This is a genomic window from Thioalkalivibrio sp. AKL10 (assembly GCF_000381845.1).
In the GTDB taxonomy this organism is placed as follows: Bacteria; Pseudomonadota; Gammaproteobacteria; order Ectothiorhodospirales; family Ectothiorhodospiraceae; genus Thioalkalivibrio; species Thioalkalivibrio versutus.
In genome coordinates this window covers 679,132-703,818 of record NZ_KB907142.1, presented here as the reverse complement: position 1 = coordinate 703,818, position 24,687 = coordinate 679,132, and the positions used below count along the sequence as shown (strand labels likewise).

Sequence of the window (24,687 nt, the reverse complement as noted above, 5' to 3'; positions counted from 1 at the left end):
CGGGCCCCCGGGAATGAACGGGAAGTCAATCAATACCTTACATGGCGCGAAGCGTTGGACTGCGGGTGAGCTGTAGGGGAAGGTTCGTCGATGGGTTGGTTCGCGGCGGCACGGGAAAATCGGTGGCACCGGCGTGGCGGACGATGGCGCTATACAGAATCGGTATATCACCGTTATCGCAGTGTGGCGTGACGGGCGGAGGCACCACGCGTGGGCCGAGAATCGGGCTTCCTGCGGGAGCTGTGGCGGCGTTCCCTGGTACGATCCGGCCAGAGGTTAACGGAGAGCCGGTGTTGGAAACGCTCACGGAAGTGAATCAGGCGGTGGTGGTCTGCGGCATTCTGGAGGATGCACAGGGGCGGATCTTCCTGGCGCGTCGCGGGGCGGATCAGGCGCTGGCGGGGTGTTGGGAATTTCCCGGTGGCAAGGCGGAGTCGGGCGAGAGCCTGGAGGCGGCGTTGTGCCGCGAATTTCGTGAAGAGCTGGCGATGGAGCTCCGGGTGGGGGAGGAGGTCGGGCGCACGCCGATTCCGGGTAACGGAAGCCTTGAGTTGGTGGCGCTGCGGGCGTGGACGGATGACGAGAGCCCGGTGCTGACGGTGCACGATCGCTGGTGCTGGGTGTCGCCACTGGAGGCTGGCGGGCTCGAGCTCGCGCCCGCCGATATCCCGTTGCTGGAAGAGTTTATTGCGGGACGTCCCGCATGAGGCGAGGTGACGCCGCCAAAGCCCTGTCCGGGACGCAATGGGTCGGCTTGCATGAACGGCTGGATACGCCGCGCGTACGGCAAGCGCTGCAGGCCCTGGGGCTGGAGGACCACGCCCGCTGGAGCCAGGGCCTGGAGGGCGACGATCTGGCGATGAGCCTGGTCGCCGAGCTGGCCCTGCGGCTCGGGGACCGCGCGGGTGAGCTGCGTGAGAAGGGACACGAGGACTGGACCCGGGCCGTGCAGGGGCTGGCGGATGCGCTGGCGGCGGCGGGGCATCCCCTTTCGGGGATCGAGGAAGACCTTCCGCAGCCCCCGTTTCGGCAGTTGCTGGAGGTGCGTTCCCCGGCGGCCGACCAAGTCGGGCAACAGGACACGCCAAGGCCGGATGTTCCGCTGGCCCTGTCCAGCCTGCTCACCGGTTCGGATCGTACACCCAGCCTGGTCACGCAGATCAAGAAGGAGTTGGCCAGTGCGGAGCGCGCAGACTGGCTGGTGTCCTTCATCAAATGGAGCGGGATTCGCGCCCTGCGCGAGACGCTGAAGCGCTTCACCGAGACGCCGACCGCGGATGGCTCCCCCAGGCTGCGGATCGCGACGACCTCGTACCTCGGGGCCACGGATCTGAAGGCGATCGAGTTTCTGCTGAGTCTGCCGAATACCGAGATTCGGGTCTCCTACGACACGCACCGCACGCGCCTGCATGCCAAGGCCTACCTGTTCCATCGGAATACGGGTTTTGGCAGTGCCTACATCGGTTCGGCGAATGTTTCGCGGGTGGCGATGGATGAGGGGCTGGAGTGGACGGCCAAGGTCAGCGAGTACGAGCTGCCGCATATGTGGCGCCAGATCGAGGCCTCGTTCGAGGCGCACTGGGCAGACCCGGCGGAGTTTGAACCGCTCACCACGGATGACCTTCCCCGCCTGCAACAGGCGCTGGAGTCGGAATCCAGCTCAGGACCAGCAGCGCAGAAAGACGCCACCGCGTTCTTCGACCTGCGGCCGTATGCCTTCCAGCAGGAGATCCTGGAGGACATCCAGCGCGAGCGCCGTTCGGGGATCGACCGCCATCTGGTGATCGCCGCCACCGGGACCGGCAAGACCATGATCGCAGCGTTCGACTATCGCCGGTTTGCGCGCGAGCAGGCGGACAAGGGGCGGCCGTCGTTACTGTTCATCGCCCATCGCGAGGAGATCCTGCGGCAGGCGATGGCGAGCTTCCGGCAGGTACTTCAGGACCACGAGTTTGGCGATGTGCTGGTGGGCGGCGCGCGTCCGAGTCAGGACCGCCATCTGTTCTGCACGGTGCAAAGCTGGAAAGCCCGGGACCTCGACCGGCTGGCCCCGGAGCATTTCGATTACGTGGTGCTGGATGAGGCGCACCACAGTAGCGCCGGCAGCTACCAGCGCATCCTCGACCATGTGCGGCCCAAGTGCCTGCTGGGCCTGACGGCGACGCCGGAGCGCACGGATGCCGACGACATCCGCAAACACTTCGGCCACCGCTACACTCACGAGATCCGCTTGCCGGATGCGATCGAGCGTCGGCTTCTGGTGCCGTTCCATTACTTCGGCGTGGCCGACCACGAATCCGTGGACCTGAGCCGGGTGAGCTGGCGGCGCGGGGGCTATGACGCCGAAGAGCTGGAAGGGGTGTTCACCGGCAACCGGGCGCGCGCCGATTGGGTTCTGCAGCAGGCCCATGAACACGCGACGGATCTCGGCTCGGTTCGCGGGTTGGGCTTTTGCATCAGTCGCGCCCATGCCCGCTTCATGGCCGAGCATTTCTCGGCCAAGCAGGTGCCCAGCGCGGTGCTGACCGGCGAGAGCTCGGACCACGAGCGGCAGTCGGTACAGCGCGACCTGCGCGAGGGGCGCATCCGCTTCATCTTTACCGTGGACCTCTACAACGAGGGCGTGGACCTGCCGGAGGTGGACACCGTTTTGCTGCTACGCCCGACCGAGAGCCTGACGGTCTACCTGCAGCAGATGGGCCGCGGCCTGCGGTTGCACGAGGGCAAGCCGCACCTGACCGTGCTGGATTTCGTCGCACCGCAGGATCGGCGTTTTCGTTATGCCGCTCGGTTCCGGGCCTTGAGTGCGCGGCCGGAGAAGCGGGTGGATCAACAGATCCAGGAGGGCTTCCCCTGGCTGCCCAGCGGCTGCCTGATCCACCTCGACCGCCTGGCCACCCAGCGGGTCCTCGACAACATCCGTGCACAGATCAATCGCCAGCGCCCGCAGATCGTGCGCGAGTTGAAGGCCTGTTTCCAGGAGGACATCGACTCCGCGAGCCTGTCCAGGATGCTCGACTGCCTGCATATGGATGATGCCGAAGACCTGCTGCGCAAGGACCTGCCCTCCCGGCTGCGCGCGGACTGCGGAGGGGAATCGACGGAGGCGCTGGGGCCCTATGCCAGCAGCCTCAAACGCGGGCTGCAGCGCCTGGCGCGGTGTGACGACTGGCAGTTGCTGGAAACCCTGCAGACCCATCTGGCGCAGCCGGCGGCGAACGTGGAAGAGCTTGCCGAAGAGGATCGGCTTCGACTGTCCCTCGTCCACAGCACGTTATGGGGCAAGACACGTCCGGGGGATGGGGACCTCTCCGCCGTGGACGGCTTCATCCGCGAACAGCGCCCCCTTTACCGGGATCTCCAGGAGGTCGCCGCCTGGCGACACGAGCGCATCGTCCCCGCCAGCGGCATCACCTTCCCGGAGCAGACCGGTCCGCTAGAACTGCACGCGTCCTATACCCGCGAGCAGATCCTGCTGGCGCTCGGCCTCGGCAGCCTGGAAAAGCCCATCACTCAGCAGGAGGGTGTCCGGCACGTACCGGAACGGCGCGTGGATGCGCTGTTCGTCACCCTGGAAAAATCCGAGCAGGAGTTCTCGCCCACCACCATGTACGAGGACTACGCGCTTAACGAGCGGTTGTTTCACTGGCAGTCGCAGTCCGGCACCTCGCCCACCTCGCAGACCGGGCAGCGCTACATCCACCACGAACAGCTCGGCTATACCCCCATGCTCTTCGTGCGCCCGGCCAAGCGCGACGCCACCGGACTGAGCCAGCCATTCACCTTCTGCGGGCCGGTTCGCTACCAGCACCACGAAGGCAGCAAGCCGATGAGCATCGTCTGGGAGCTGGAGTACGAACTGCCCGCCCGGCTTCTGCACCTCGCCCGCCGCACGGTCCTGTAAAGGAAGAAGATGTGTCCAGGCTTGCTTGCGGGCTGGCCGCCTGGAGATTTTCTCTCAGGCGGGTAGCGCAGCCTGCAACTCCCGCAAGGCGGGCAGATATCCCGGCAGCCGGGAGTAGAGTTGCTCGGCCAGCTTCTCGTCGTAGGTGTGCGAGGCGCGGTTCCGGTCATCCAGCATGGCGAGCCAGGTGGCCTCATCCGATATCCAGCTCTGGCTCAGAGCCAATCGCAGGCAGGATCGTGGCGACGCACACTCCAGCCCTTCGGGCACCGCCGCTGCCTTTACGGATTTCCACGCCAGCTCGAAGGTGAATTCGAACCGCTGAATGCTGGCATCCCGAGCCAGGTCGTTGGTGGGCGCCTGCAGGGCTTCTTCAAGCCGGCCGAGCGCCTTGCCGAAACTTTCGCGGACGGTGGTCAAAGCGGGATTCCCTCGCTTTCGATTTCCTTGCGCAATTCATCGCTGACCTCGGTCATATCCACCAGGTCGAAGGTGTAGAGGGTGCGCAGGTCCTCGATGTGCCCGCGGAGTCGGCCCCAGTCGCTGATGGAAACCTCCCTGGCAGGCAGCACGGCGAGGTCGATGTCCGAGTTCCACCGAGCGGTGCCGCGTGGCCAGGACCCGAACCAGAACACCTTTGCATCCTGGCCGAATTCTTCGCGTACGAGTTCCGCGGCCGCATGCGCAAGGTGGTTCACACGTTCGCGGGGCGGGAGTGCCTCTGCCGTGTTTCCGGTGCTGGCGTGGAGGGTCGATGCCATGTTTCGGACCGCCTTGGGCTTTGGCTCGACTATAGCATTCGGCCCTCAATGCCTGGGAGATACGGATCAGGCGGTCTGTAGCGCCGTCTTCTGCTCCCAGGCGAGGGCGTGGCGGACGATGAGGTCGAGGTCGGCGTATTGCGGTTCCCAGGCGAGGGTCTGGCGGATGCGGCGGGCGTCGGCCATCAGGGCGGGCGGGTCGCCTTCGCGACGCGGGCCGAGCGTGACGTGGAAGTCGACGCCGCTGGCGCGTTTCACGGCGTTGAGGACCTCGAGCACGCTGTAGGCGTGGCCGTAGCCGCAGTTGAGCACCTGCGAGTTGCCGCCACCGTCGAGGTGTTCCAGGGCGCGGACGTGAGCGGCGGCGAGGTCCTCGACGTGGATGTAGTCGCGTTCGCAGGTGCCGTCGCCGGTGGCGTAGTCGGTGCCGAACACGGTGATCCCGTCGCGCTGGCCGGTCGCGGCCTGGCAGGCGACCTTGATCAGGTGCGTGGCGTCCGGCGTGGCCTGGCCGAGACGGCCTTCGGGGTCGGCGCCGGCCACGTTGAAGTAGCGCAGGCTGACATAGCGCAGGTCGGAGGCGGCGCCCAGATCCATCAGCATGCGCTCGGACATCATCTTGGAGGCGCCGTAGGGGTTGATCGGCCGCAGGGGTGCGTCCTCCGCGACCGAGACGGTGTCGGGGATGCCGTAGACGGCGGCGGTGGAGGAGAACACGAAGTAGCGCACGCCGGTGGCGGCACAGGCCTCCAGCAGGTTGAGGGTGTTGCGGGTGTTGTTGCCGTAGTACTTGAGCGGGTCGGTGACCGATTCCGGCACGATGATGTGCGCGGCGAAGTGCAGCACGCCGTCGAAGCCGCGTTCGAGTGTTTCCCGCAAGCGCCCGGTATCCGCCAGGTCGCCGACGACCAGCTCGGCATCCCCCACGGCCCATGCGTGCCCGGTGCTGAGGTTGTCGTACACGGTGACGTCGTGCCCGCCCCTGCGCAGATGCTGCAGGACATGGCTGCCGATGTATCCAGCGCCGCCCGTTACCAGCAGATTCATCCGTCGCCCCCGGGTTGTGATGGGTTGGGGCTGGCGGGGCGCGTCAGGTGCCCGGTGGTGCCGGGTGACGGCCGTATTGCCAGCGATACCACAGAATACCGAGGTACTCGTGCATGGCGAGCCAGCTGGTGCGCATGGCGTTAGCCTGGGGTTTGAAGGCGCCTAACGAGAGCCTCGTGTCGTGGGCGACGAAGGCGCCGGTCGGGGCCGGGCTGGCCTCCAGCCCGGCGCGCTCGAATGCCGCAGTGGCGCGCGGCAGGTGGTGCGCATGGGTGACGAGCAGGACGCGTTGCATGCCGCGTTCGTGCAACAGCGCGGCCGAGTGCCGGGCATTGCCTTCCGTGTCGCGCGCACGGGTTTCCTGCCACACCGGACTGACGCCGAATTCCTCCAGGACCTCGGCCATCCAGCGGGCTTCCGGTTCCCGGTCCTGCGGGCCGCCACCGGTGGCGACCACGGGGAGTCCGGTTTGCCGGTGCAGGGCGGCGGCGTAGCGCAGTCGCACCAGGGCCAGGTCGTTGACCGTTTCGCCGGAGAATTCCACCGCACCACTGCGATACCCGGCACCGAGCACGACGATGGCCTCGGCGTGTTCCAGCGCGGTCGTGTCGGGCGGCGAGTAGGCGGCCTGCAGCGGGGCCATGAGGGCGTGACTGACGGGCGGGATGCTGAACGCGTAGGTCAGGAGCAGCCCGCCGGTCAGCAGGGCTTTGCCTGCCAGGGTCCGGTACAGGAGCAGGCCCGCCAGGGCCAGGAGGAGCGGTCCGCTGGGCGGGAGCAGAAACCAGTCGGCAAGGAAACGGAGAGACAGAAACTCCACGGGACACTCCTGTTCGGTGGAGGTAGATGGCCCGGCGTCCCCGTAACACGAACGTTAGTCCTGGGGCGCCGGGAATGAAGACCTTACGTGGACTCTGTTCATACCCGAGGCCTAACATCAAGTTGCTTGTGGAATCCGGTATTCCCGGTAAGCGTAGCCAGTTTCCGCGACCTTTTGGGGTGCGGTGCGGGCCCCGTTCCCGGTCGGGTGAAGCCTCTAACAACCGCCAGAATCTCCAAGGGGGAGTCGTGATGTCCCTGATCAATGCTGCAAAGGCCGGGTCGAAGTCCGGGCCAAGGTTCGGCTTCGTCATCCTGCTGCCGGCCTTGTTGCTGGCAGGCTGTGCCACGACGGATTACCCGGAGGCCCCGACCTCCATCGAGCGCACGGTGATCGAGCAGTACATCATCGGTCCCGGCGATTCCCTGCAGGTATCCGTGCGCGGTAACCCGGACCTTTCCACTGGCGTCTCGGTGCGCCCCGACGGGCAAATCACGACCCCACTGGTCGAGGATGTCCAGGCGAGCGGGCAGACGCCCACGGAGCTGGCCCGTGTGATGGAGGAGGAGCTGTCCCGCTACCTGCGCGATCCGATCGTCACGGTGATGGTGACCGGTTTTGCCGGGCCCTATAGTCGCCAGATTCGCGTGATCGGGCAGGCCGCCGCGCCGCAGGCGCTGCAATATCGCGAGGAGATGAGCGTGATGGATGTGATGATCGCGGTGGGCGGCATCACGGAATTTGCCGCCGGAAATCGCGCAGTGATCGTGCGTAACGAGAATGGCGAGCGCAAGCAATATGGGGTGCGCCTGGACGACCTGGTCAACGGTGGCGATATCTCGGCCAACGTGGACATGCTGCCCGGTGACACGCTGATCATTCCTGAACGACGCTTCTGACGAACCCGGAACGGGGGGCCGGTTTCCGGGTGGGTGGGCCTTTGAGGCACCGCCCGGGAACGACCGCCCCCATTGATCGGGCTCGGGGACGGTAGCCATGGACCCCCTGAAAAGGACGAACCACTCTTCTGTGCACGCGCCTCGGCGAGGCGGCTAGTCGTGCGCATCTTTGGCCACTACATCCGCCGCCGCGTCCTGATGCTCGCGGGCGCGGAGTTGCTCGTGGCGTATCTGTGCCTGTATGCGGTGCTGACCCTGCCGCCCTTCCAGCCGGAAGCTCTAAGCCTGCTGGACCCCCAGCTGATGGTGGCGACGCTGGTCGTTCTGGTCGTCCTGACTCTGGCCGGCCTGTACGAATCCGACTACCTCGCGACCCGCAGCACGCTGCGGTCGCTACTGCGCCTGATTCCCGCCATCCTGGTTGTGGGTGGGTTGCTGCTGGCCTATGGCGCGATGGTCCCGGCTGCGCTGTTTTCGCCGACCGCAGTCGGCGGCGGCGTGCTGCTCCTGCTGACCGGTCTGGTCGCCGAAAGGACCCTCTGGCGCAACTTTTCCGAGGCGGATGCGTTCAAGCGCCGGGTCCTGGTGCTGGGCACCGGCAGCCGGGCCTGCGCGATCGACACGATCCATCCGGACAAGTATTCGGAAGAGCTGCCGTACCGGGTCCTCGGGTACATCGCCACCCAGGGCGAGAAGGATTGCGCGCGGGATCCGGGCCGCCATTTCCAGCTCGGGAGCGATGCCAGCCTGCTGGACATGGCGCGCGAGCACCGCGTACACGAGATCGTGGTCGCGATCCGCAATCGACGCCACAACCTGCCGATCGGGCAGCTGCTTGAGTGCAAGCTCAACGGGGTTGCCGTTACCGACGTCTCGAGCTTCTTCGAGCGCGAACTGCAGAAGGTCCAGCTGGACTCGCTGAACGCCAGTTGGTTGATCTTCGGCGAAGGCTTCCGGCAGCACTGGACGCGCAACGCGGTGAAACGGACGTTCGATGTGCTGGCCAGCGCCACACTGCTGGCGGCGACCCTGCCAGTGATGCTGGCCACCGCCCTGGCGATCAAGCTGGAGAGTCGCGGCCCGGTGTTCTACTGGCAGACCCGGGTGGGTCAGGGGAACGTCCCGTTCGAGGTCTGCAAGTTCCGCAGCATGCGCGAGGACGCCGAGGTCGATGGCGTCGCGCGCTGGGCGGTGCATGACGACGACCGCATCACCCGTGTCGGGCGCATTATCCGCAAGCTGCGCATCGACGAACTGCCGCAGGTCATCAACGTCTTTCAGGGCAGCATGTCGTTCGTCGGACCGCGCCCGGAGCGACCGGTGTTCGTCGGACAGCTCACCGAGCAGATCCCCTATTTCCCCGCGCGCCACACCATCCGTCCGGGGATCACCGGCTGGGCTCAGGTGCGGTATCCCTACGGGGCCTCGGTCGAGGATGCGCGGCAGAAGCTGCAGTACGACCTGTATTACGTGAAGAATCACACCCTGTTTCTGGACATCCTGATCCTGTTCGAGACCGTCAAGGTTGTGCTGTTCGGCCGCGGGGCCCGCTGAATTCGCGATGCTGATGCCCCTGGCCGCGACGAGCTATCTGACGGCGGCACTTGCGTTCCTGGTCCTGGCCGTTGTGACCGTGGTGCGCTGGCGCAATCGCCCCTCGGCCCTGTGGATGGTACTGGCCTCGCTGCTGTCGGTGGGATGGGCGGGATATCTGGGCTTTCTGGCCTGGCACTACGGGACCAGTGCCGCGATCTCCGGTGGGGTGATGGAGGTGGCGCGCAATGCCGGTTGGTTTGCGGTGTTGCTGGCGCTGCTCGCCGGCAGTGGCAGCCGCCCCGGGGTGGAGCCGCGTGCGTTGCGCTGGTGGGGGGCGGCCACCACGGCGTTCCTGTTGTTCATCCTGGTGCCGATGCTGTGGCCACAGTTGCTGGGCGCCATCTGGCCGGGGCTGGCAACCCTGTTGATGGCGATTGCCGGACTGGTGCTGGTGGAGCAGGTCTACCGCAACACGCCGCCGCAGAATCGCTGGGAGATCAAGTTCCTCTGCCTGGGCCTGGGTGGCCTGTTCGCGTTCGACCTGTTCCTGTTTGCGGATCTGGTGCTGTTCCAGACGATCGACAGCCCGTCCTGGCAGGCCCGCGGGTTCGTCAACGCACTGGTGGTCCCGTTGCTCGCGGTCGCGGTGAGCCGGCGCCTGCCGCACCGCGAGGGGCCCACGGTGTCCCGCCATCTGCTGTTTCACACCGCGTCGCTGTTCGGGGCCGGGCTGTATCTGCTGGCGGTCGGGGGCGCGGGGTATTACCTGCGCCACCACGGGGGCGATCTCGGCGCGCTGCTGCAGGTCACCCTGCTGTTCGGGGCCGTGCTGCTCCTGGCGATCGTGCTCTTTTCCGGCAGCGTCCGCGCCCAGTTGCGCGTCTGGCTGGCCAAGCACTTCTTCAACTATCGCTACGACTACCGCCAGGAGTGGCTGCGGTTTACCGGCACCCTGGCGCAGACGGACCACGAGACCCCGTTTCGCCAGCGGGCCATCCAGGCCATTGGCGAGCTGGTCGAGAGTCCGGGGGGCTTGTTGTGGGTTCGTCGGGACGACAGCACCTTCGCCCTGGACGGGGTCCTGAATCTGGGCCAGCCGGATTATCCGTCAATGGAACCGGACGACCCGCTGGTGGCGTTTCTGACGCACTCCGGCTGGGTGATCGATATTGACGAGTTCCGCCGCGATCCGGCGTTCTATCACGGGCTCGATCTGCCGCAGTGGCTGGTCGACAATCCGCGCCACTGGGCCGTGGTGCCGCTCCTGAAAAGCGATGGTCTGGAGGGCTTTGTCGTGCTCGCCCAGCCGCGGGCACGGCACCGTATCGACTGGGAGGAGCGCGACCTGCTGAAGACCGCGGGCCGTCAGCTGGCGGTCTACGTGGCCCTGGTGCAGACCGACGAGGCGCTGCTGGAGGCGCGGCAGTTCGAGACCTTCCACCGGCTGGCGGCGTTTCTGGTCCACGACCTCAAGAACGTATCGGCCCAGCTGTCCCTGATCAGCTCCAACGCCGAGCGTCACCGCGATAACCCCGAGTTCGTGGCGGACGCCTTCCGCACCGTCGGCAACGCACGCGAGCGTCTGGAACGCACCCTCGCCCAGTTGCGCAAGGCGCAACCGGGTGCCGACAGCCCGCGTCAGGCGATCGACATGGACGCCCTGTTGCGCGAGGTCGCGGGCGATAGCCGCGAGATCCATCCGTTGCCCCGAGTGGCGATCGACACATCCGCGGAGGTCCTCGGAAACCGAGACGCCCTGCGGAATGTACTGCTCCACCTGGTGCGGAATGCGCAGGAGGCCACACCGGATAACGGCGATATAACCTTGACCCTGAAAACCCGGGATCAATGGGTCATTATCGGAATCGAGGATAACGGGTCCGGCATGGACGAGGACTTCGTTCGTCGGCGGCTCTTCCGTCCGTTTCAGACCACCAAGGGAAACGCCGGCATGGGTATTGGGCTGTATGAGGCCCGCGACCTGGTGGTCCGGATGGGCGGGCGGATCGATGTTTCCAGCCGCATCGGCGAGGGGACCACCTTCACGTTGCGCCTGCCGCAGCACGGCGCATGACAACCCTCCCCGCCGTCCACCATCACGTCCTCCCCGGGCCGGGTGCAATGTAATGGAGTCGATGCTCAAGCTTTTGATTGTCGAGGATGACACCGGCCTGCAAAGCCAGTTGCGCTGGTGTCTGGACGGCTACGAAATCCTCCAGGCCCAGGATCGCGCCAGCGCGATGGCCCACATGCGCCGTCATGAGCCCGAGCTGGTCACGCTGGACCTGGGTCTGCCCCCGGACCCCGCAAACGCCACCGAGGGCCTGGCACTCCTGGAGGAGATCCTGGCGTTCAATCCCGGGGTCAAGGTGATCGTGGTCACCGGCAACGATGATCGCGAGAACGCCCTGAAGGCTGTTGCCCTGGGGGCCTACGATTTCTATATCAAGCCCGTGGACGCCGAACTCCTGCGCCTGATCGTGGACCGCGCCGCGCGGCTGTACGAGCTCGAGGAGGAGAATCGGCGCCTGGCCCGTGGTGGCGTCTCTTCGCTGTCCGGGCTCATCACTGCGGACCCGCGCATGCTTCAGGTCTGCCGCATGGTGGAACGCGTGGCGCCCTCCGACGCGACGGTGCTGTTGCTGGGTGACAGCGGCACCGGCAAAGAGGTCCTGGCGCGCGCCGTCCATGACCTGAGTAACCGGGCCAAGGAGCGCTTCGTTGCGATCAACTGCGCCGCGATCCCCGAGAACCTCCTGGAAAGCGAGCTGTTCGGCTACGAGAAGGGCGCCTTCACCGGTGCTACCCGCCAGACCATCGGCAAGATCGAACACGCCGACAAGGGCACGTTGTTCCTGGACGAGATCGGCGATCTTCCGCAGAGCCTGCAGGCCAAGCTCCTGCGCTTTCTGCAGGAGCGCACGGTCGAGCGCCTGGGCGGGCGCAACGAGATCCCGGTGGATGTGCGCATCATCGGTGCGACCAATCAGGACCTCCAGGCGCTGATCCGCTCGGGCGATTTTCGCGAGGACCTGTTCTATCGCATTAGCGAGATCGCCATCGACATCCCCCCGGTCCGCGAACGTCAGGGTGACGCAACCCTGTTGGCGCATGCGCTTCTGGAACGCTTCGCCCGCGAGCAGGGCAAACCCCGCCGCGGCTTCACTGCCGATGCGCTGCGGGCGATCGAGGGCCACAGCTGGCCCGGCAACGTGCGCGAGATGGAGAACCTGATCCGGCGCGCCGTAATCATGGCCGACGGCAATCTGGTGACCGCGGAAGACCTCGGCTTGCAGGACCGGGATCAGGATCCGCCGCCGGAGCGCCTGCGCGAGGCCCGTGACCGGGCCGAATATCAATCCGTAATCAAGGCGATGGGGCGCACGAACGGCAACATTGCCCAGGCAGCCGACACTCTCGGCATTACCCGTCCAACGCTCTACGGCCTGCTCGACAAGTACGGGCTCAGATGAGGAGCACCATAGTGACTACCCGATACATGCAAGAAGACGCCGGGCTCGCCCGGCCCCGCCCCATCCGGATCCCGAACGGGCGGCTGAAGCCCCTGGCCCTGGCCGTGGTGCTGGCCACCGGTGTCGGTCTGGCCGGCTGCGACCAGATCGGGGCGGGCAGCGAACAGGACTACCTCGAACGCGCCCAGGCCCTGCAGGAGAAGGGCGACTACCAGGGCGCGCGCATCGAGTACCGCAATGCCCTGCAGCTGAATACCGATGCCCCGGCCACTCGGCAAAGGCTCGGGGTGGTGTACCTGCAGTTGAACAACCCCGAGGAGGCGCTGCGTCAGCTGGAGCGGGCGCAGTCGCTCGGGATCCCGGACGCTCAGGTGGCGTTGCCGCTGGCCGAGGCGTGGTTCGCGACCGATCGTTTTGCGCGCATTCGTGAGCAGGAGGTGCCAGAGGACCTGGCGGCGGAGGAACGGCCGCGGCTGCACGCCTTGCGGGCCGTCGCCTTCGCGGCCGTCGGCGAGCGGGAGGCGGCGGAAGGCGAACTGGCGCAGATTGGAGAGCGCGAGCAGGAGCCGCTACAGGCCCTGGCGCAGGCCCACCTGTCGATGGCCCAGGGCGATGCCGAGCACGCGATCGCATCCCTGGAGCAGGCCCTTGAACTGCAGCCCGAGCTGGGACAGGCCTGGAGTCTCCTGGGCGAGTATCGGCGCATCACCGGCGACCCCGAGGGTGCGGAAGAGGCCTTCAGCCGGGCCATCGAAGTCCGCCCGGCCTCGGGGCGCGATCACATGGCGCGGGCGATGGTGCGTCTGAATGCCGGTGATTACGAGGGTGCGCGGGCGGATGTCGACGGCCTGAAGCAAGGCGGCTCGTCGCATCCGGGCGTGCATTATCTGGACGGGATGCTCCTGATGGAGCAGGAGCGGCATAGCGAAGCACGGGCGAGTTTCGAGCAGGCCCTGGCCGGCAATCGCTCCTACAGCCCGGCGCTTCTGGGCCTCGGCCTGGCTCATCGCAGTCTCGGCAACATGGAGCAGGCCGAACACAACCTCAATCGTCATGTTCAGGAGAGCCCCGGATCGCTGCAGGGCATTCGTACGCTGACGGCGATCTATCTGGAACAGGATCGCGTGGAGGATGCCCTGCAGTTCGTGGAGCGGGCGAGCCGTGACTACACCGGCGAGCCGGCCGACATGGCCGAGCTGCGCGGGCGACTGCTGCTGGTTGCCGGCGATTCCGAAGCCGGCATCGATGCGTTGCGCGACGCGGCGGCGTCGAGCCCGGGTTCGCAGGGTCTCCAGGAATTGCTGGCGGTGGCGCTGCTCCGGGGCGGGGAGACGGAAGAAGGTCTGGATGCGCTGCGCGCCGCCGGAGGCGGCGAGGCCTCGGCCCAGCAGGTGGATACCACGCTGGTGCTGTACCTGTTGCAGACAGGACGCTACGACGAGGCACTCGAGCGGGCACAGCGTCTGCAGGAGCTCCAGCCGGAAGCGGCCGGTCCGCTGAGCCTGCAGGGCGCTGCCCTGATGGGGCTGGGGCGAACCGACGAGGCCCGGGCGGCCTTCCGCGAGGGCGTCGCGCTGGACCCGGACGATATATCCGTGGCGATGAACCTCGCTGGCCTGGAACTCCAGGTCGGCAATCGCGGGGCGGCGCGCGAGGTGCTGGAAGCGATCCAGGAGCGTGACCCGGGGCATGCCCGTTCGGCCCAGCGCCTGGCCAACATGAGCCTGCAGGATGGCGACCACCAGGGGGCGGCGCGCTGGCTGCAAACGGCCATCGATTCGCAGCCCGAGTTGCTGCCGCCGCATCTCACCCTGGCCCAGATCCAGCTTCAGGGCGGCCAACCGGAGCAGGCCCTGCAGACGCTCCTGGCCGCGCGTGAACATCACCCCGGGAATCCGGACCTGCTGTATGCGCTGGCGGACGTCCAGCAGAGTCTCAATCGTCCGGATGACGCGGTGACCAGTCTCGCGGAGGCCGTCGAACAGGCGCCGGACAACGTGAACCTGCGCCTCGCCCTGGCTCGCGCGCATGCGCAGGCCGGTGACGATGCCGCGATCGAGAGCACGCTTCGCGAGCTCCTGGAGCAGCAGCCGGACCACTACCGGGCCCGTCTGCTTCTGGCCCGGGGCCTGCTCAATCAGGAACGCATGAGCGATGCCGAGCCCCATCTGGCGCGCCTGGAGGAGCTCTACGAGAACCGCAGCGAGGTCCAGGCCTTGCTGGGCCGCGCCGCCATGCAGCGGGACGACCCAGCCGCCGCCGTGCGGCATTACCGGGCCGCACTGGCGGACCCGGGTTCGCAACGTCGGGACTGGGTGCATGCACTGGCGGAGGCGCAGCGCGAAGCCGGGGATGGCGATGCGGGACGGGCCACGCTGGCCGCCTGGCTGGATGAAAATCCGCAGGACCTGGCGACATGGCATATCCACGCGGCGCAGCAGATGGCGGCGGACGACCGGTCCGGAGCGGTGGATTCGTACCGTCGGATCGTCGAGCAGGATGGCGACGACGTGATTGCGCTCAACAACCTCGCATGGTCGTTGCGCGAGAGTGATACCCGGCAGGCGCTGGAACATGCGCGCCGGGCCGCCGAGCTCGCACCGGAGGCGGCTCCGGTGCTGGACACCCTGGGCGCGGTGCTGATCCACGCCGGTGAGCATGCAGAGGCCGCAGACATCCTTGGCCGTGCCAGCGAACTTGCCCCGGATGACCCGGGCATTCAGTACCACCTGGCCTGGGCGGAAAGCGAACAGGGCGAGCAGGATGCCGCCGCTGAACGCCTGCGTCGCGTGCTGGACGGGCACGACCAGTTCCCTCAGCGGGCGGATGCCGAGGCGTTGCTCGACCGCTTGTAGACCCGGCACGAACCGGTCGTCGATCAAGGGGGCTGCCGAGAGCAGCCCCTTTTTTGTGTGCGTCAGCCTGGTCGCCGCACATCCATCCGTCCGGCCGGTCCTGCGATCCCGGGTCGACCCGGACATTGCTTCGTTGGCTGGTTTCTGACGGCTGCGCTCGGCCGGGGGGGGGGCGCTCGCGGCGGTCGGCTCGGCCCGCGACAGGATGTCGGCGGGGATGAGTCAATGCCACGATTTCGGGGCCGGGTTATCCGTCCCCTCGACTTATGGCCCACTGCCATGATCCTGGTGTCTTCGCAGGTGCCTGGGAGACGCTGATGAATGTGCCGGCATCGCGGTGATGCCCCGTGTATCCCGAGACTCGGCGCGGCGCGCAGTCCGGTCGTGGTACCGGCCCGTTTGCATCTTGGTCGGGGTGCAGCGGGGGCTCGGGCATACGGGGCGCTAGCCTTACACGCCTTCGAAGGACGGGGCTCGAGTTCGAGTGGTGCATTGATAGTCTTGCCCTTGCAGGCCAGGCGGACATCCGAAGGGGGGATCGTCGGTCCGGGGTGGTGGTGCGAGTCCGAACATGGGCAGTCGCCGGATGATTGCCGGGGGTGGCGGGAGAGGGGTTGGCCGGTTCGCACGAGGGTCCATGAGAGCCGTAGTACCGGGCCCGGATCGCGGAACAAAAAAAGGGCTCCCCGAAGGGAGCCCTCAACTCGATGCCCCGGGGGGAGGGCCGTCAAGACTAGAAATCGTTCTAGCGTCGGTTATGCGGCCTGGCGGTAGGCGGAGCGGCGGCGGATGCCACCGACCCCGATGAAGCCGGCCAGGATCAGCAGGGACAGGCCCATCAGCGCCAGGGTGCCCGGTTCCGGCACTGCGAAGCGCAGGCTGCCATCGTGGGTGGACTGGGTTTCGCTGAACAGGGTCTGGCCGTCGCGGGTGTCGCCGTACGGGTTGTTGGCATCGTCACCGAAGAAGGTCTCCGGCGGCGGTTCCTGGATGGTGCCGGCGCTGGCGAAGGCCGTGACCTGGAAGGTCGGGGCGCCTTCCTCGTCCGCGATCAGGTCGGCGAAGTCGATGCCGTCGCTGGTGAACCAGAAGCCCGGCAGCACCATGTCCACCTGGAATTCGAAGGTGAAGGTCCCTTCGATGAAGGCCCCGCCCTGGCTGTCGAATTCCAGGATGCTGTTGCCGGATTTCAGGCCCATCTCCATGACCAGTTCGCCGTCGGTGTAGTGTGCCCTTGCCCCTTCATAGTCCTGACCGAAACCGGGGGTCGGTTCGGCCATGAACAGCGAAAAGCAGCAACCGACCCCGGTGTAATCAGCGGTGACGACGTAATTGCCGCCGACTGTATCGGTGCCGGTTACCACACCGCGGAGTTCGTCCCAGAGGAGCCCCATGGAGTAGTCGTTGCCAAGGATGTCGCCGGTCTGGGGCGCGGCCGCGTTGGTGACGGTCCGGTAGGACGTGGCATCACCGTACCCGCGGTCATAGAACACATCGCCGACCTGAACCGGATTGTCCAGGTCCTGAACGTACTGGAAGGTCTGGGTGTTCAGGTCGAACTGGATCCGGCGGACGTTTTCGACCGAGCCGCTGTAGTTTGCGGTGGCGTCGAGGTTCATGTCGAAGTCGATCGTCTCCGCCGTCGCGGTACTCGCACCTGCGGCGAAAATGCCGACGCAGAGCGAAGCAAGAAGCACTTTTTTCGCGTTCATGGGGTTCTCCTGATGCTCAATTTGAAGCGATTTAACCATCGCCGGGGCTTGGCCTGATGGCCAATTCAGTTGCTGCCGAGTTGTTATAGGCAGACAACGTGCCAAGTTGCACTTCGAGCATTGTGTGTTCGTAAAGCGTTGTTATTTATTGAGAAGAGTTTGATCTTTTCCCGGCGGGTATTGGATTGTTGGCAGCGTGCGGGCGATAGGCCCCAGTTCTGGGACGGAACTGTAAAGGCGGTCGACGGAGGCTGGCGTGGGTTGCGGGCGTCAGGCCGCCGGGCAGGGGGTGGATGGAGAAAAAAGGAAATAAGATCAGAAAGTTGAGGATATTTTTTGGTTGTAAGGCGCATCGACAGGGGGCGTCACAAGAGGTCCCGGGTATTGGCAAAGGATCGGGGTGACGGGTCGACGGGGAGGGGGCGTGATGTGCGGGGGAGCGCGACTACCGAAGGACCGGTCGCGCCTCGCGAGGAGCCATGGGGTCAGGCCGTGCGCGCCCGCGACAGTCGATGCGCGACGACCAGCATGGCGGGAAGTACCAGCAGGTCGAACAGCAGGCCCGCGATCAGGCCGAACACAACCTCAATCGTCATGTTCAGGAGAGCCCCGGATCGCTGCAGGGCATTCGTACGCTGACGGCGGTCTATCTGGAACAGGATCGCGTGGAGGATGCCCTGCAGTTCGTGGAGCGGGCAAGCCGTGACTACACCGGCGAGCCGGCCGACATGGCCGAGCTGCGCGGGCGACTGCTGCTGGTTGCCGGCGATTCCGAAGCCGGCATCGATGCGTTGCGCGACGCGGCGGCGTCGAGCCCGGGTTCGCAGGGTCTCCAGGAATTGCTGGCGGTGGCGCTGCTCCGGGGCGGGGAGACGGAAGAAGGTCTGGATTCGCTGCGCGCCGCCGGAGGCGGCGAGGCCTCGGCCCAGCAGGTGGATACCACAGCTGGTGCTGTACCTGTTGCAGACAGCACGCTTCTCGAGCTCCTCGATCGCATGCTCATCATTCCACCAATCGATGTGCCCACCATGATTGGACCAGCATACTGGACGGTTGGCGGCTGGTTCGCATGAGGGTTCATGACAGCTGTAGTACCGGGCCCGGATCGCGGAACAAAAAAAAGGGCTCCCCGAAGGGAGCCCTCAACTCGATGCCCCGGGGGGAGGGCCATCAAGACTAGAAATCGTTCTAGCGTCGGTTATGCGGCCTGGCGGTAGGCGGAGCGGCGGCGGATGCCACCGACCCCGATGAAGCCGGCCAGGATCAGCAGGGACAGGCCCATCAGCGCCAGGGTGCCCGGTTCCGGCACTGCGAAGCGCAGGCTGCCATCGTGGGTGGACTGGGTTTCGCTGAACAGGGACTGGCCTTCGCGGGTGTCGCCGTACACGTTGTTGACGTCTTCACCGAAGAAGGTCTCCGGCGGCGGTTCCTGGATGGTGCCGGCGCTGGCGAAGGCAGAGACGATGAAGGTCGGATTGCCTTCTTCGTCTTCCAGCAGGTCGGCGAAGTCGATGCCATCGCTGGTGAACCAGAATCCCGGCAGCACGTTCACCACCTCGAATTCGAAGGTGAAGGTGCCTTCGATGAAGGCTCCGCCCTGGCTTTCGAATTCCAGGATGCTGTTGCCGGACTTCAGGGCCATCTCCATGATCTGTTCGCCGGCACTGTAGTGCGCCGCCGCCGCTTCATAGTCCTGACCGAAACCGGGAGTCGTTCCGGACATGAACAGCTGGAAGTTGTCAGTGCCCACCGCGGTGTAGTTGGCGTTGACGATGTAATTGCCGCCAACCGTATCGGTGCCGGTTACCACGCCGCGGAGTTCGTCCCAGAGGAGCCCCATGGAGTAGTCGTTGCCAAGGATGTTGCCGGACTGGGGTGCGGCCGCGTTGGTGGAGGTCCGGTAGGATGTGGCATCGCCGTACCCGCGGTCATAGAACACATCGCCGACCTGAACCGGGTTGTTCGGGTCCTGAATGTACTGGAAGGTCTGAGTGTTCAGGTCGAACTGGATCCGGCGGACGTTTTCGACCGATCCGCTGTAGTTTGCGGTGGCGTCGAGGTTCATGTCGAAGTCGATCACCTCCGCTGCCGTCGCGGTACTCGCACCTGCGGCGAAAATGCCGACGCAGAGCGAAGCAAGAAGTACTTTTTTCGCGTTCAAGGTATTTCTCCTGATGCTCAATTTAAAACGATTCAACCATCGCCGGGGTTTGGCCTGGTGGCCGAGTCTGTTGCTGTCGCAGTTATTACAAAGCAGATGCCGTGCCAATCTTGGGCTTGAGAATTGATAGCTCATAACCCATTGTTTTTGCGATAGATATTTAAGGGGCTTGGCGGCGGGTTTTGCATTCGCCGCCGTGTGCGGGTGGTTTGCCCGCGATCTCGGGGCGGAACTGTAAAGGGGGTCGACGAAGGCTGGCGTGGGTTCGGGGCTTCAGGCCGATGGGCAGGGGTCTATGGGCAAACAGTTCCATAAAATCAGTGACCTGCCGGAAATGGCTACTTGTAAAGCCTATCGACAACGGGCCACGGGAGGCCCTTGGGACCGGCAAAGGACCGGGGCGACGGGCCGTTTGCGAGGGGGCGTGATGTGCGGGGTACGCGAACACCGAAAGACCGGTCGGGTCTGGCGGGCGCGACGGGCCTAGGGAGACGCTGATCAATGCGCACGTCCGCGTTGGTGCCCCATTTTTCCCGAGACAAGGCGCGCAGCGCAGCGCCGTAGTCATTCTACGGTCAAGCGGCGCAACGCAGGATCGGGGAAAATGGGGCCCAACCCCGAAGGGGCTCGGCCGATTTTGCCCGCTGACCGCGTTGCGGCTCGCTCATGTAGGTCGGCTACACTTCACTCGCCGCGCCTTGTCAGCCCGCAAAGTCGACTCGAGCGCGGACGTGCGCATTGATCAGCGTCTCCCTAGGCGGTACGCGCCCGCGACAGTCGATGCGCGACGACCAGCATGGCGGGGAGTACCAGCAGGTCGAACAGCAGGGCCGCGATCAGCCCGAAGGCGGTCAGCCAGCCAAAGGCGGCCGTGGGCTGGAAGTCGGACAGCGCCAGCAGCAGGAACTGAGCCACCAGCACGATGGTGGTGGCGGTAATCGCGCGACCGCTGCGGCGGAAGCTCCGGGCGAGGGCCCAGGCAACCGGGCTGCCACGCCCGCGGCGCTGGCGATAGTTGTGCAGGATGTGGATGGTGTCGTCCACGGCGATCCCGATGGCGACACTGGCAATCATGGCCGTGGCCATGTCCAGCCAGATGCCCAGCAGGCCCATCAGGGCGAAGATCATCGCCACCGGAGCCAGGTTGGGGATCATGCTGAGGAGGGTCAGGGGAACGGAGCGCCACATCAGCAGCATCAGCAGCGTGATCATCGCTGCCACGGCATACAGGCTGTGGAGCTGGCCTTGAATCAGCAGGCGTTCCTGATCCGCAAACAGCCTTGCCATGCCGGCCATGTCCCACTCGAGATCGGTCGGCGGGTTGGCCTCCAGATACCCCCGCAGATCGTCCATCAGCGCGTTGATGGACCGGGCGCCGTGGGCGTTCAGGTTGAGCAGGATGCGGCTGCGTTCGAAGTCGCGGTCCACGGCATCGAACAGATCGCGGCCGTCATAGATGAACAGGTACTGGGCGACTAGGTTGGGGTCGTCGGGGATCCGGCGGTAGTCCGGGTCTTCCTCGTTGAAGGCCCAGTGCATCTCCGCGACCAGGTCCGGCAGGGACAGGCTGTAGTCGACCTCCGGTCGCTGGTCCAGCCAGTGCTGTACGCGCTGGATCGCCTGCAGTCGGCCCGGATCCTGGAGGCTGTCCCAGTCCGGGCCGTCGAACACCACCTCCAGTGCCATCACCCCGGAGAGTTCGCTCTCCACCGCTCGGGTGGCCTGGGTAATCGAGTGGTTGTCGTCAAAGAAGGCGTAGAGATCGGTCTCGACTTCGACGTGCCGGATCTGCGGGATCGCCAGGGCCAACAGGATGGCCGTGGCCAGCAGCACCCACCCAGCCCGGCGGATCGCCAGGTGTGCCGCCAGCGCGGTCACGCGGTCGAGCAGGAGCAATCCGCGCTTGGGCGTGAGCCAGTCGCCGCGGTCCCAGCGTCCCATGATCGCGGGCAGCAGTAGCAGCACAATCGCCGCGGCGAGGAGGACGCCAAAGGCCCCGATCAGGCCAAAGGTCTCGATCGGCCGGATGCTGCTGACTTGCAGCGAGGCAAGCCCCGCCGCGGTGGTCAGCGCCATGAACCACGTGGGCCGGGCCACGGCGGCAAGCGCCGCTTCCACGCGCGCGCGCCCCTGGTGGCCGCGTTGCGCGGCGTGCAGTGTGGCGTTGAAGAAGTGCATCAGCATCGCCACCGTGAGCGCCGTCAGCAAGGGCGGCAGGATGGCGGAGATGAGCGTGAACGGGCGGTCCAGCAGGATCAGCAGGGCGATCGCGGGGCCGGTCACCGCACTGATGGTGGCTGCGGACAGCACGACCACCAGCGGACGCCGGAACAGCCACCACAAGAGCAGGAGGCTCACGGTCATGGTGCCCGGAACCAGGAAGGCGAGGTCCTTGACCATGGCCCGGAGCTGGGCGACATCCAGGGCAATATGTCCGGCAATGGCCGCCAGCTCGTCTTCCAGGTCGTGTGCGCCGATCCGGTCGCGCAGCAGGCGTTCCAGTTGCAGGCGTTGCAGGCTGTTGTCGAGGGCGTGCGGCCGTACGACCACGGCCAGCGCCTCGCCTCCGGTGCCGGCCACCAGTCCGGGGGCGAAGCGATCGCGCAGCACTCGCTCGCGCCATTGTTCCGGGGTGCGTTCGTCCAGTGCCCGGCCGTCGACCAGACGATCCACCGTGAATCCGTCCGCTGTCGCGCGGATGTGATCCAGGGTGGTGACCGACAGCACCCGTTCGACGGCGGAGTCGGCCTCCATGTCCCGTGCCAGCGCATCGATGCGCTCCAGGAAGTCCGCTTCGAACAGATCGCTTCCGGTGAACAGGCCGACCAGGACCTGGTCCTGGGGGAAGCGTTCGCGCAGTTCGCGATCGAAGGTGACGGCCGGGGCGTCCTCGGGGAAATAGGACTCGGGCGCGTTGTCCAGATTGACCTGCAGCAGGACGGGGCCGGGCAGGAGGATCAGCAGGGCCAGGATCCCCAGCGCGAGCAGGGGGTGCCCCCGGAGCCAGCGCATCAGAACTGCCCCCGCCAGCCCGTTACTAGCATGCGGTTATCGCGATAGAAGCCCCCGGCGGTCCCCTCGGCACCGTCCAGCCAGTGCAGGCCGATATAAAATTCCATGGGCTCGCGGGCAATCCACGCGAGTTCCGGGTTCAGGTAGATGTCGCGCCGGTTCAGGCCAACCGAGTACCGCATGCGGGCGCGCCAGTTGTGGCCGGCAAACGGGCTTTCCAGTTCCCCGGTCAGGAAGTAGCTTTCCCGGGCATCCAGCATGTCCCCGGCATTCAGCAGGTGCTGGCCGGCCAGTTGCGTGGTCATGCGGAAATCTCCGTCCCCTGGGAAGCCCTCGGCACCGATCACCCAGTCGACGCCTTCCACCGTGGTCTGGCGCAGATCGTCCGCGCGGGTGACCGGTACATCGCCGAGCCAGGCGGCCTCGGCCCGCCAGGTCCAGGCGCCGGTGGCAAAGGCGGTGTCGCCGCCGACCACCCAGGTGCGCGGGTGCACGGCCTCCAGCGTCGGGTTCCCGGCGGGCTGACCGGTCAGGATGGCCTGGCGGGTATCGCCATCGAAGCGGTAGTAGGGCTGCGAGTGCCGGGCGCGCTGGATCGTCACGGCAAAGTCGGCGCCCCGCCCGGAGCGTCCCAGCCGCACCCCGGCGCCGCCGTTGCCGGAGACATCGTCGTCGAGCGTGGCCTGTTCGATCAGGGGCGCCAGTGCCGGGTCCTGCGGCAGCCCCAGCAGGCGGCCGCGGTTGCGGTCCACCGGGTGCCAGAGGCTGTCGCGATCGGGCAGCTCCGCCGGCCGGAAGATGGGCAGGAACACCAGGTCGGCGTGCCAGGGCCCCTCGAAGAATTCCGCGCGGATGGCGGGATTCGCGCGTCGGCGTTCGCCGTAGGGGTCCAGCCCGAAGCGGGTCAGATCCTTGGTGCTGAGCCGGTCGGTGGGTGGAATCTCGTCCACCCGTCCCCACAGGATGCGCTGGGTGCCGACCGTGATGCGCGTGCGGTCGCCGCGGTAACGCAGGAAGTTCTCGTCGTAGTCGGCGCGGGCCCGTGTCGTGCGCGGATAGTCGCCACCCTGTTGCGCCTGGACGTCCAGGCGGGCGCCCAGGCGCAGGTCCCAGTCCTCGTTCAGGTTGTGCCGGGCGCTGACCACGGCGCGCCCGTGCTGCACGTAATCCACGGGGCGCCCGGACGTGCCCAGGACCCCGAGTTCGACCATCGCCTCGTCGACGCGCAGGTCCCAGGCGGAGGTGCCGGTTTCGGTTTCCGCCTCTGTGTCCTCGTCCGGCCGTTCACCAAATACAAATTCGCGCCGTGTTTCGCCGTCGGGGGCGGCCGCCACGCTGTCCGCCGATGCCGAGTCGGTGGGTTGGGGGGCTCGCGGAGGTGCGGCGTTCGCGGGGTCCGCGGCCCTGGCCTGGCCGGCAGGGGTATCCGGGCTCGACAGGACGGCGCCCACCTGCAGGGTGCGTTCGTCGCCGGTGAAGGCGTGCGGATTGTGCTCGAACAGAAGCCGGACCGTTTCCTGGATCGAGGTGTGTTGGTCCGGGCGCAGGTGCTCGGCCAAGTCCCAGAGGGTGTCGCCCGGCTGAACCGTATAGGGACCCGGAGAGGCGGCCGCCAGGGGCAGGGGGCCCAGCACCAGCAACGCGGCGAGGGCCAGGGCGGGGTGCCCCCCGGCCCTGAGGCCGTCGGCGTTATGGGCGGTAGGGGCGCGCAAGGCTCGGGTCCGACAGGCCGCGGATGGTGAACAACTCGCTCGGCAGGCCGCTGTTGTAGGTCACGTCCTCGGCCTCGAGGATGGTGGTGCGGTCGCTGGCGAGATCGGTCATGGCGCTACGGGTGACCGTCCAGTAGCCCTGGATGTCCTCGATCCGCTGGACCTCCAGGCGTTTGGACGGTTCGTCCCCCCCTTCGTACAGGTCAATTCGCAGCGGAAGCAGGGTTTCCTTGTGGATCCAGCTGACGCGCTTGCTGTAGACGGAGTTGCCGGAGTCCACGGGGATGCTTTCGAGGATAGTGACGGGCGCCCCTTCGTAGGTTTCCTCGCCCAGGATGCGATGGTGGTCCTTGTGTGGTTCGCGGTCTTCCAGATCCTCGAAATAGAGTTCCGACTGAACGAAGCTGCCGCCCCGGTTCTCGCTGCTGATGCGGCGCTCGCGCTGGATGGCGGGGAGATACAACCACTGATCGACGTCACCCCCGGGGTGGTTGTGGATCAGGATGGCGGTGTCGGCGATGTTGCGCGGCGAGGTGAAGCGGATGAGGTTGCGGCTGGCGCCGGGCTCGTCGCCTTCCAGGCGGTATTCGTAGCTTTCGCGTACCCGCTCGCGGCGGCCGCCGCCGGTAAGGGTCATGATGCCGCGGGTGACGGCGTCGTCGCCGTCCGGGCGTTCGTGCACCGCGCGCGCCAGATCGCGTGCTGCGGATTCCTCGGCCAGGGCCGCGGTGGGTAGGACGGCGGCCGACAGCAGCAGGGCCGTGCCGGCGAATATGGCGATCCGGGTCATCATGG

The 24,687-nt window shown here is 66.4% G+C and carries 17 protein-coding genes; 8 read left to right on the top strand and 9 right to left on the bottom strand.

The window, feature by feature from the left end; genetic code table 11:
• The first annotated feature begins 290 nt into the window (after positions 1–290).
• Complete coding sequence (locus G333_RS0103315; RefSeq protein WP_026340869.1) at positions 291–707, top strand: (deoxy)nucleoside triphosphate pyrophosphohydrolase; 417 nt, start codon at positions 291–293, stop codon at positions 705–707.
• The gene (locus G333_RS0103310) at positions 704–3,904 is read left to right on the top strand and encodes a DEAD/DEAH box helicase (protein WP_019627673.1); all 3,201 of its coding nucleotides are present in this window, start codon (positions 704–706) and stop codon (positions 3,902–3,904) included. Before G333_RS0103315 ends, G333_RS0103310 begins: the two co-directional genes overlap by 4 nt.
• Before the next feature lie 54 nt (positions 3,905–3,958).
• Here G333_RS0103310 and G333_RS0103305 read toward each other — a convergent pair whose 3' ends face one another.
• From G333_RS0103305 to G333_RS0103290, 4 genes are all read right to left on the bottom strand, one after another.
• Complete coding sequence (locus G333_RS0103305; RefSeq protein ID WP_019627672.1) at positions 3,959–4,324, bottom strand: HI0074 family nucleotidyltransferase substrate-binding subunit; 366 nt, start codon at positions 4,322–4,324, stop codon at positions 3,959–3,961.
• Positions 4,321–4,665, bottom strand: a complete 345-nt coding sequence (locus G333_RS0103300) for a nucleotidyltransferase family protein (protein ID WP_018144852.1) — start codon at positions 4,663–4,665, stop codon at positions 4,321–4,323. The genes G333_RS0103305 and G333_RS0103300 overlap by 4 nt, the downstream gene beginning before the upstream one ends.
• 66 nt (positions 4,666–4,731) lie before the next feature.
• The gene (galE, locus tag G333_RS0103295) at positions 4,732–5,712 is read right to left on the bottom strand and encodes a UDP-glucose 4-epimerase GalE (protein WP_019627671.1); all 981 of its coding nucleotides are present in this window, start codon (positions 5,710–5,712) and stop codon (positions 4,732–4,734) included.
• A gap of 43 nt (positions 5,713–5,755) precedes the next feature.
• Positions 5,756–6,532, bottom strand: coding sequence for a YdcF family protein (locus G333_RS0103290; RefSeq protein WP_019627670.1), 777 nt, complete (start codon positions 6,530–6,532; stop codon positions 5,756–5,758).
• A gap of 251 nt (positions 6,533–6,783) precedes the next feature.
• Between G333_RS0103290 and G333_RS0103285 the strand changes: the two genes are divergently transcribed.
• The 5 genes from G333_RS0103285 to prsT all read left to right on the top strand — a co-directional run bounded on the left by G333_RS0103285 (position 6,784) and on the right by prsT (position 15,295).
• Positions 6,784–7,431 (top strand): XrtA/PEP-CTERM system exopolysaccharide export protein, encoded by a 648-nt coding sequence (locus tag G333_RS0103285; protein WP_019572089.1) that lies wholly within the window; start codon positions 6,784–6,786, stop codon positions 7,429–7,431.
• 159 nt (positions 7,432–7,590) lie between these two features.
• Positions 7,591–8,985 carry a TIGR03013 family XrtA/PEP-CTERM system glycosyltransferase gene (locus G333_RS0103280; RefSeq protein WP_019627669.1) on the top strand — a complete coding sequence of 465 codons (1,395 nt, stop codon included), beginning with the start codon at positions 7,591–7,593 and terminating at the stop codon, positions 8,983–8,985.
• A gap of 7 nt (positions 8,986–8,992) precedes the next feature.
• Positions 8,993–11,041, top strand: a complete 2,049-nt coding sequence (gene prsK, locus G333_RS0103275) for an XrtA/PEP-CTERM system histidine kinase PrsK (protein ID WP_018168659.1) — start codon at positions 8,993–8,995, stop codon at positions 11,039–11,041.
• Positions 11,042–11,102: 61 nt separating this feature from the next.
• A complete protein-coding gene (gene prsR / locus G333_RS0103270; protein ID WP_018649562.1) occupies positions 11,103–12,440 on the top strand; it encodes a PEP-CTERM-box response regulator transcription factor in 1,338 nt (445 codons plus the stop codon).
• Between the two features lie 11 nt (positions 12,441–12,451).
• Positions 12,452–15,295 carry an XrtA/PEP-CTERM system TPR-repeat protein PrsT gene (gene prsT / locus G333_RS0103265; RefSeq protein WP_231373008.1) on the top strand — a complete coding sequence of 948 codons (2,844 nt, stop codon included), beginning with the start codon at positions 12,452–12,454 and terminating at the stop codon, positions 15,293–15,295.
• Between the two features lie 755 nt (positions 15,296–16,050).
• On the opposite strand, the gene G333_RS0103260 is transcribed toward prsT, so the two are convergent.
• The gene (locus tag G333_RS0103260; protein ID WP_019627667.1) at positions 16,051–17,007 is read right to left on the bottom strand and encodes a PEP-CTERM sorting domain-containing protein; all 957 of its coding nucleotides are present in this window, start codon (positions 17,005–17,007) and stop codon (positions 16,051–16,053) included.
• A 512-nt stretch (positions 17,008–17,519) separates the two neighbouring features.
• Between G333_RS0103260 and G333_RS0103255 the strand changes: the two genes are divergently transcribed.
• Positions 17,520–18,080 carry a hypothetical protein gene (locus G333_RS0103255; protein ID WP_019627666.1) on the top strand — a complete coding sequence of 187 codons (561 nt, stop codon included), beginning with the start codon at positions 17,520–17,522 and terminating at the stop codon, positions 18,078–18,080.
• Between the two features lie 125 nt (positions 18,081–18,205).
• Here G333_RS0103255 and G333_RS0103250 read toward each other — a convergent pair whose 3' ends face one another.
• The 4 genes from G333_RS0103250 to G333_RS0103235 form a co-directional block, all read right to left on the bottom strand.
• A complete protein-coding gene (locus G333_RS0103250) occupies positions 18,206–19,168 on the bottom strand; it encodes a PEP-CTERM sorting domain-containing protein (RefSeq protein WP_026340867.1) in 963 nt (320 codons plus the stop codon).
• A gap of 753 nt (positions 19,169–19,921) precedes the next feature.
• Positions 19,922–22,180 (bottom strand): RND family transporter, encoded by a 2,259-nt coding sequence (locus tag G333_RS0103245; RefSeq protein WP_019627664.1) that lies wholly within the window; start codon positions 22,178–22,180, stop codon positions 19,922–19,924.
• Positions 22,180–23,892 carry a LysM peptidoglycan-binding domain-containing protein gene (locus G333_RS0103240; RefSeq protein WP_019627663.1) on the bottom strand — a complete coding sequence of 571 codons (1,713 nt, stop codon included), beginning with the start codon at positions 23,890–23,892 and terminating at the stop codon, positions 22,180–22,182. Before G333_RS0103240 ends, G333_RS0103245 begins: the two co-directional genes overlap by 1 nt.
• On the bottom strand, positions 23,870–24,685 hold the full coding sequence (locus G333_RS0103235; protein WP_019627662.1) for an outer membrane lipoprotein-sorting protein: 816 nt from the start codon (positions 24,683–24,685) through the stop codon (positions 23,870–23,872). The genes G333_RS0103240 and G333_RS0103235 overlap by 23 nt, the downstream gene beginning before the upstream one ends.
• Between the last annotated feature and the right edge of the window lie 2 nt (positions 24,686–24,687).

Bases quoted from the DNA above. Each gene is read 5' to 3' on its own strand.
- G333_RS0103300 (WP_018144852.1), bottom strand. From the start codon at position 4,665: ATGGCATCGACCCTCCACGCCAGCACCGGAAACACGGCAGAGGCACTC.
- G333_RS0103285 (WP_019572089.1), top strand. From the start codon at position 6,784: ATGTCCCTGATCAATGCTGCAAAGGCCGGGTCGAAGTCCGGGCCAAGG.
- prsK (WP_018168659.1), top strand. From the start codon at position 8,993: ATGCTGATGCCCCTGGCCGCGACGAGCTATCTGACGGCGGCACTTGCG.
- G333_RS0103255 (WP_019627666.1), top strand. From the start codon at position 17,520: ATGCGCGACGACCAGCATGGCGGGAAGTACCAGCAGGTCGAACAGCAG.
- prsR (WP_018649562.1), top strand. From the start codon at position 11,103: ATGCTCAAGCTTTTGATTGTCGAGGATGACACCGGCCTGCAAAGCCAG.
- G333_RS0103260 (WP_019627667.1), bottom strand. From the start codon at position 17,007: ATGAACGCGAAAAAAGTGCTTCTTGCTTCGCTCTGCGTCGGCATTTTC.
- G333_RS0103245 (WP_019627664.1), bottom strand. From the start codon at position 22,180: ATGCGCTGGCTCCGGGGGCACCCCCTGCTCGCGCTGGGGATCCTGGCC.
- galE (WP_019627671.1), bottom strand. From the start codon at position 5,712: ATGAATCTGCTGGTAACGGGCGGCGCTGGATACATCGGCAGCCATGTC.
- G333_RS0103310 (WP_019627673.1), top strand. From the start codon at position 704: ATGAGGCGAGGTGACGCCGCCAAAGCCCTGTCCGGGACGCAATGGGTC.
- G333_RS0103235 (WP_019627662.1), bottom strand. From the start codon at position 24,685: ATGATGACCCGGATCGCCATATTCGCCGGCACGGCCCTGCTGCTGTCG.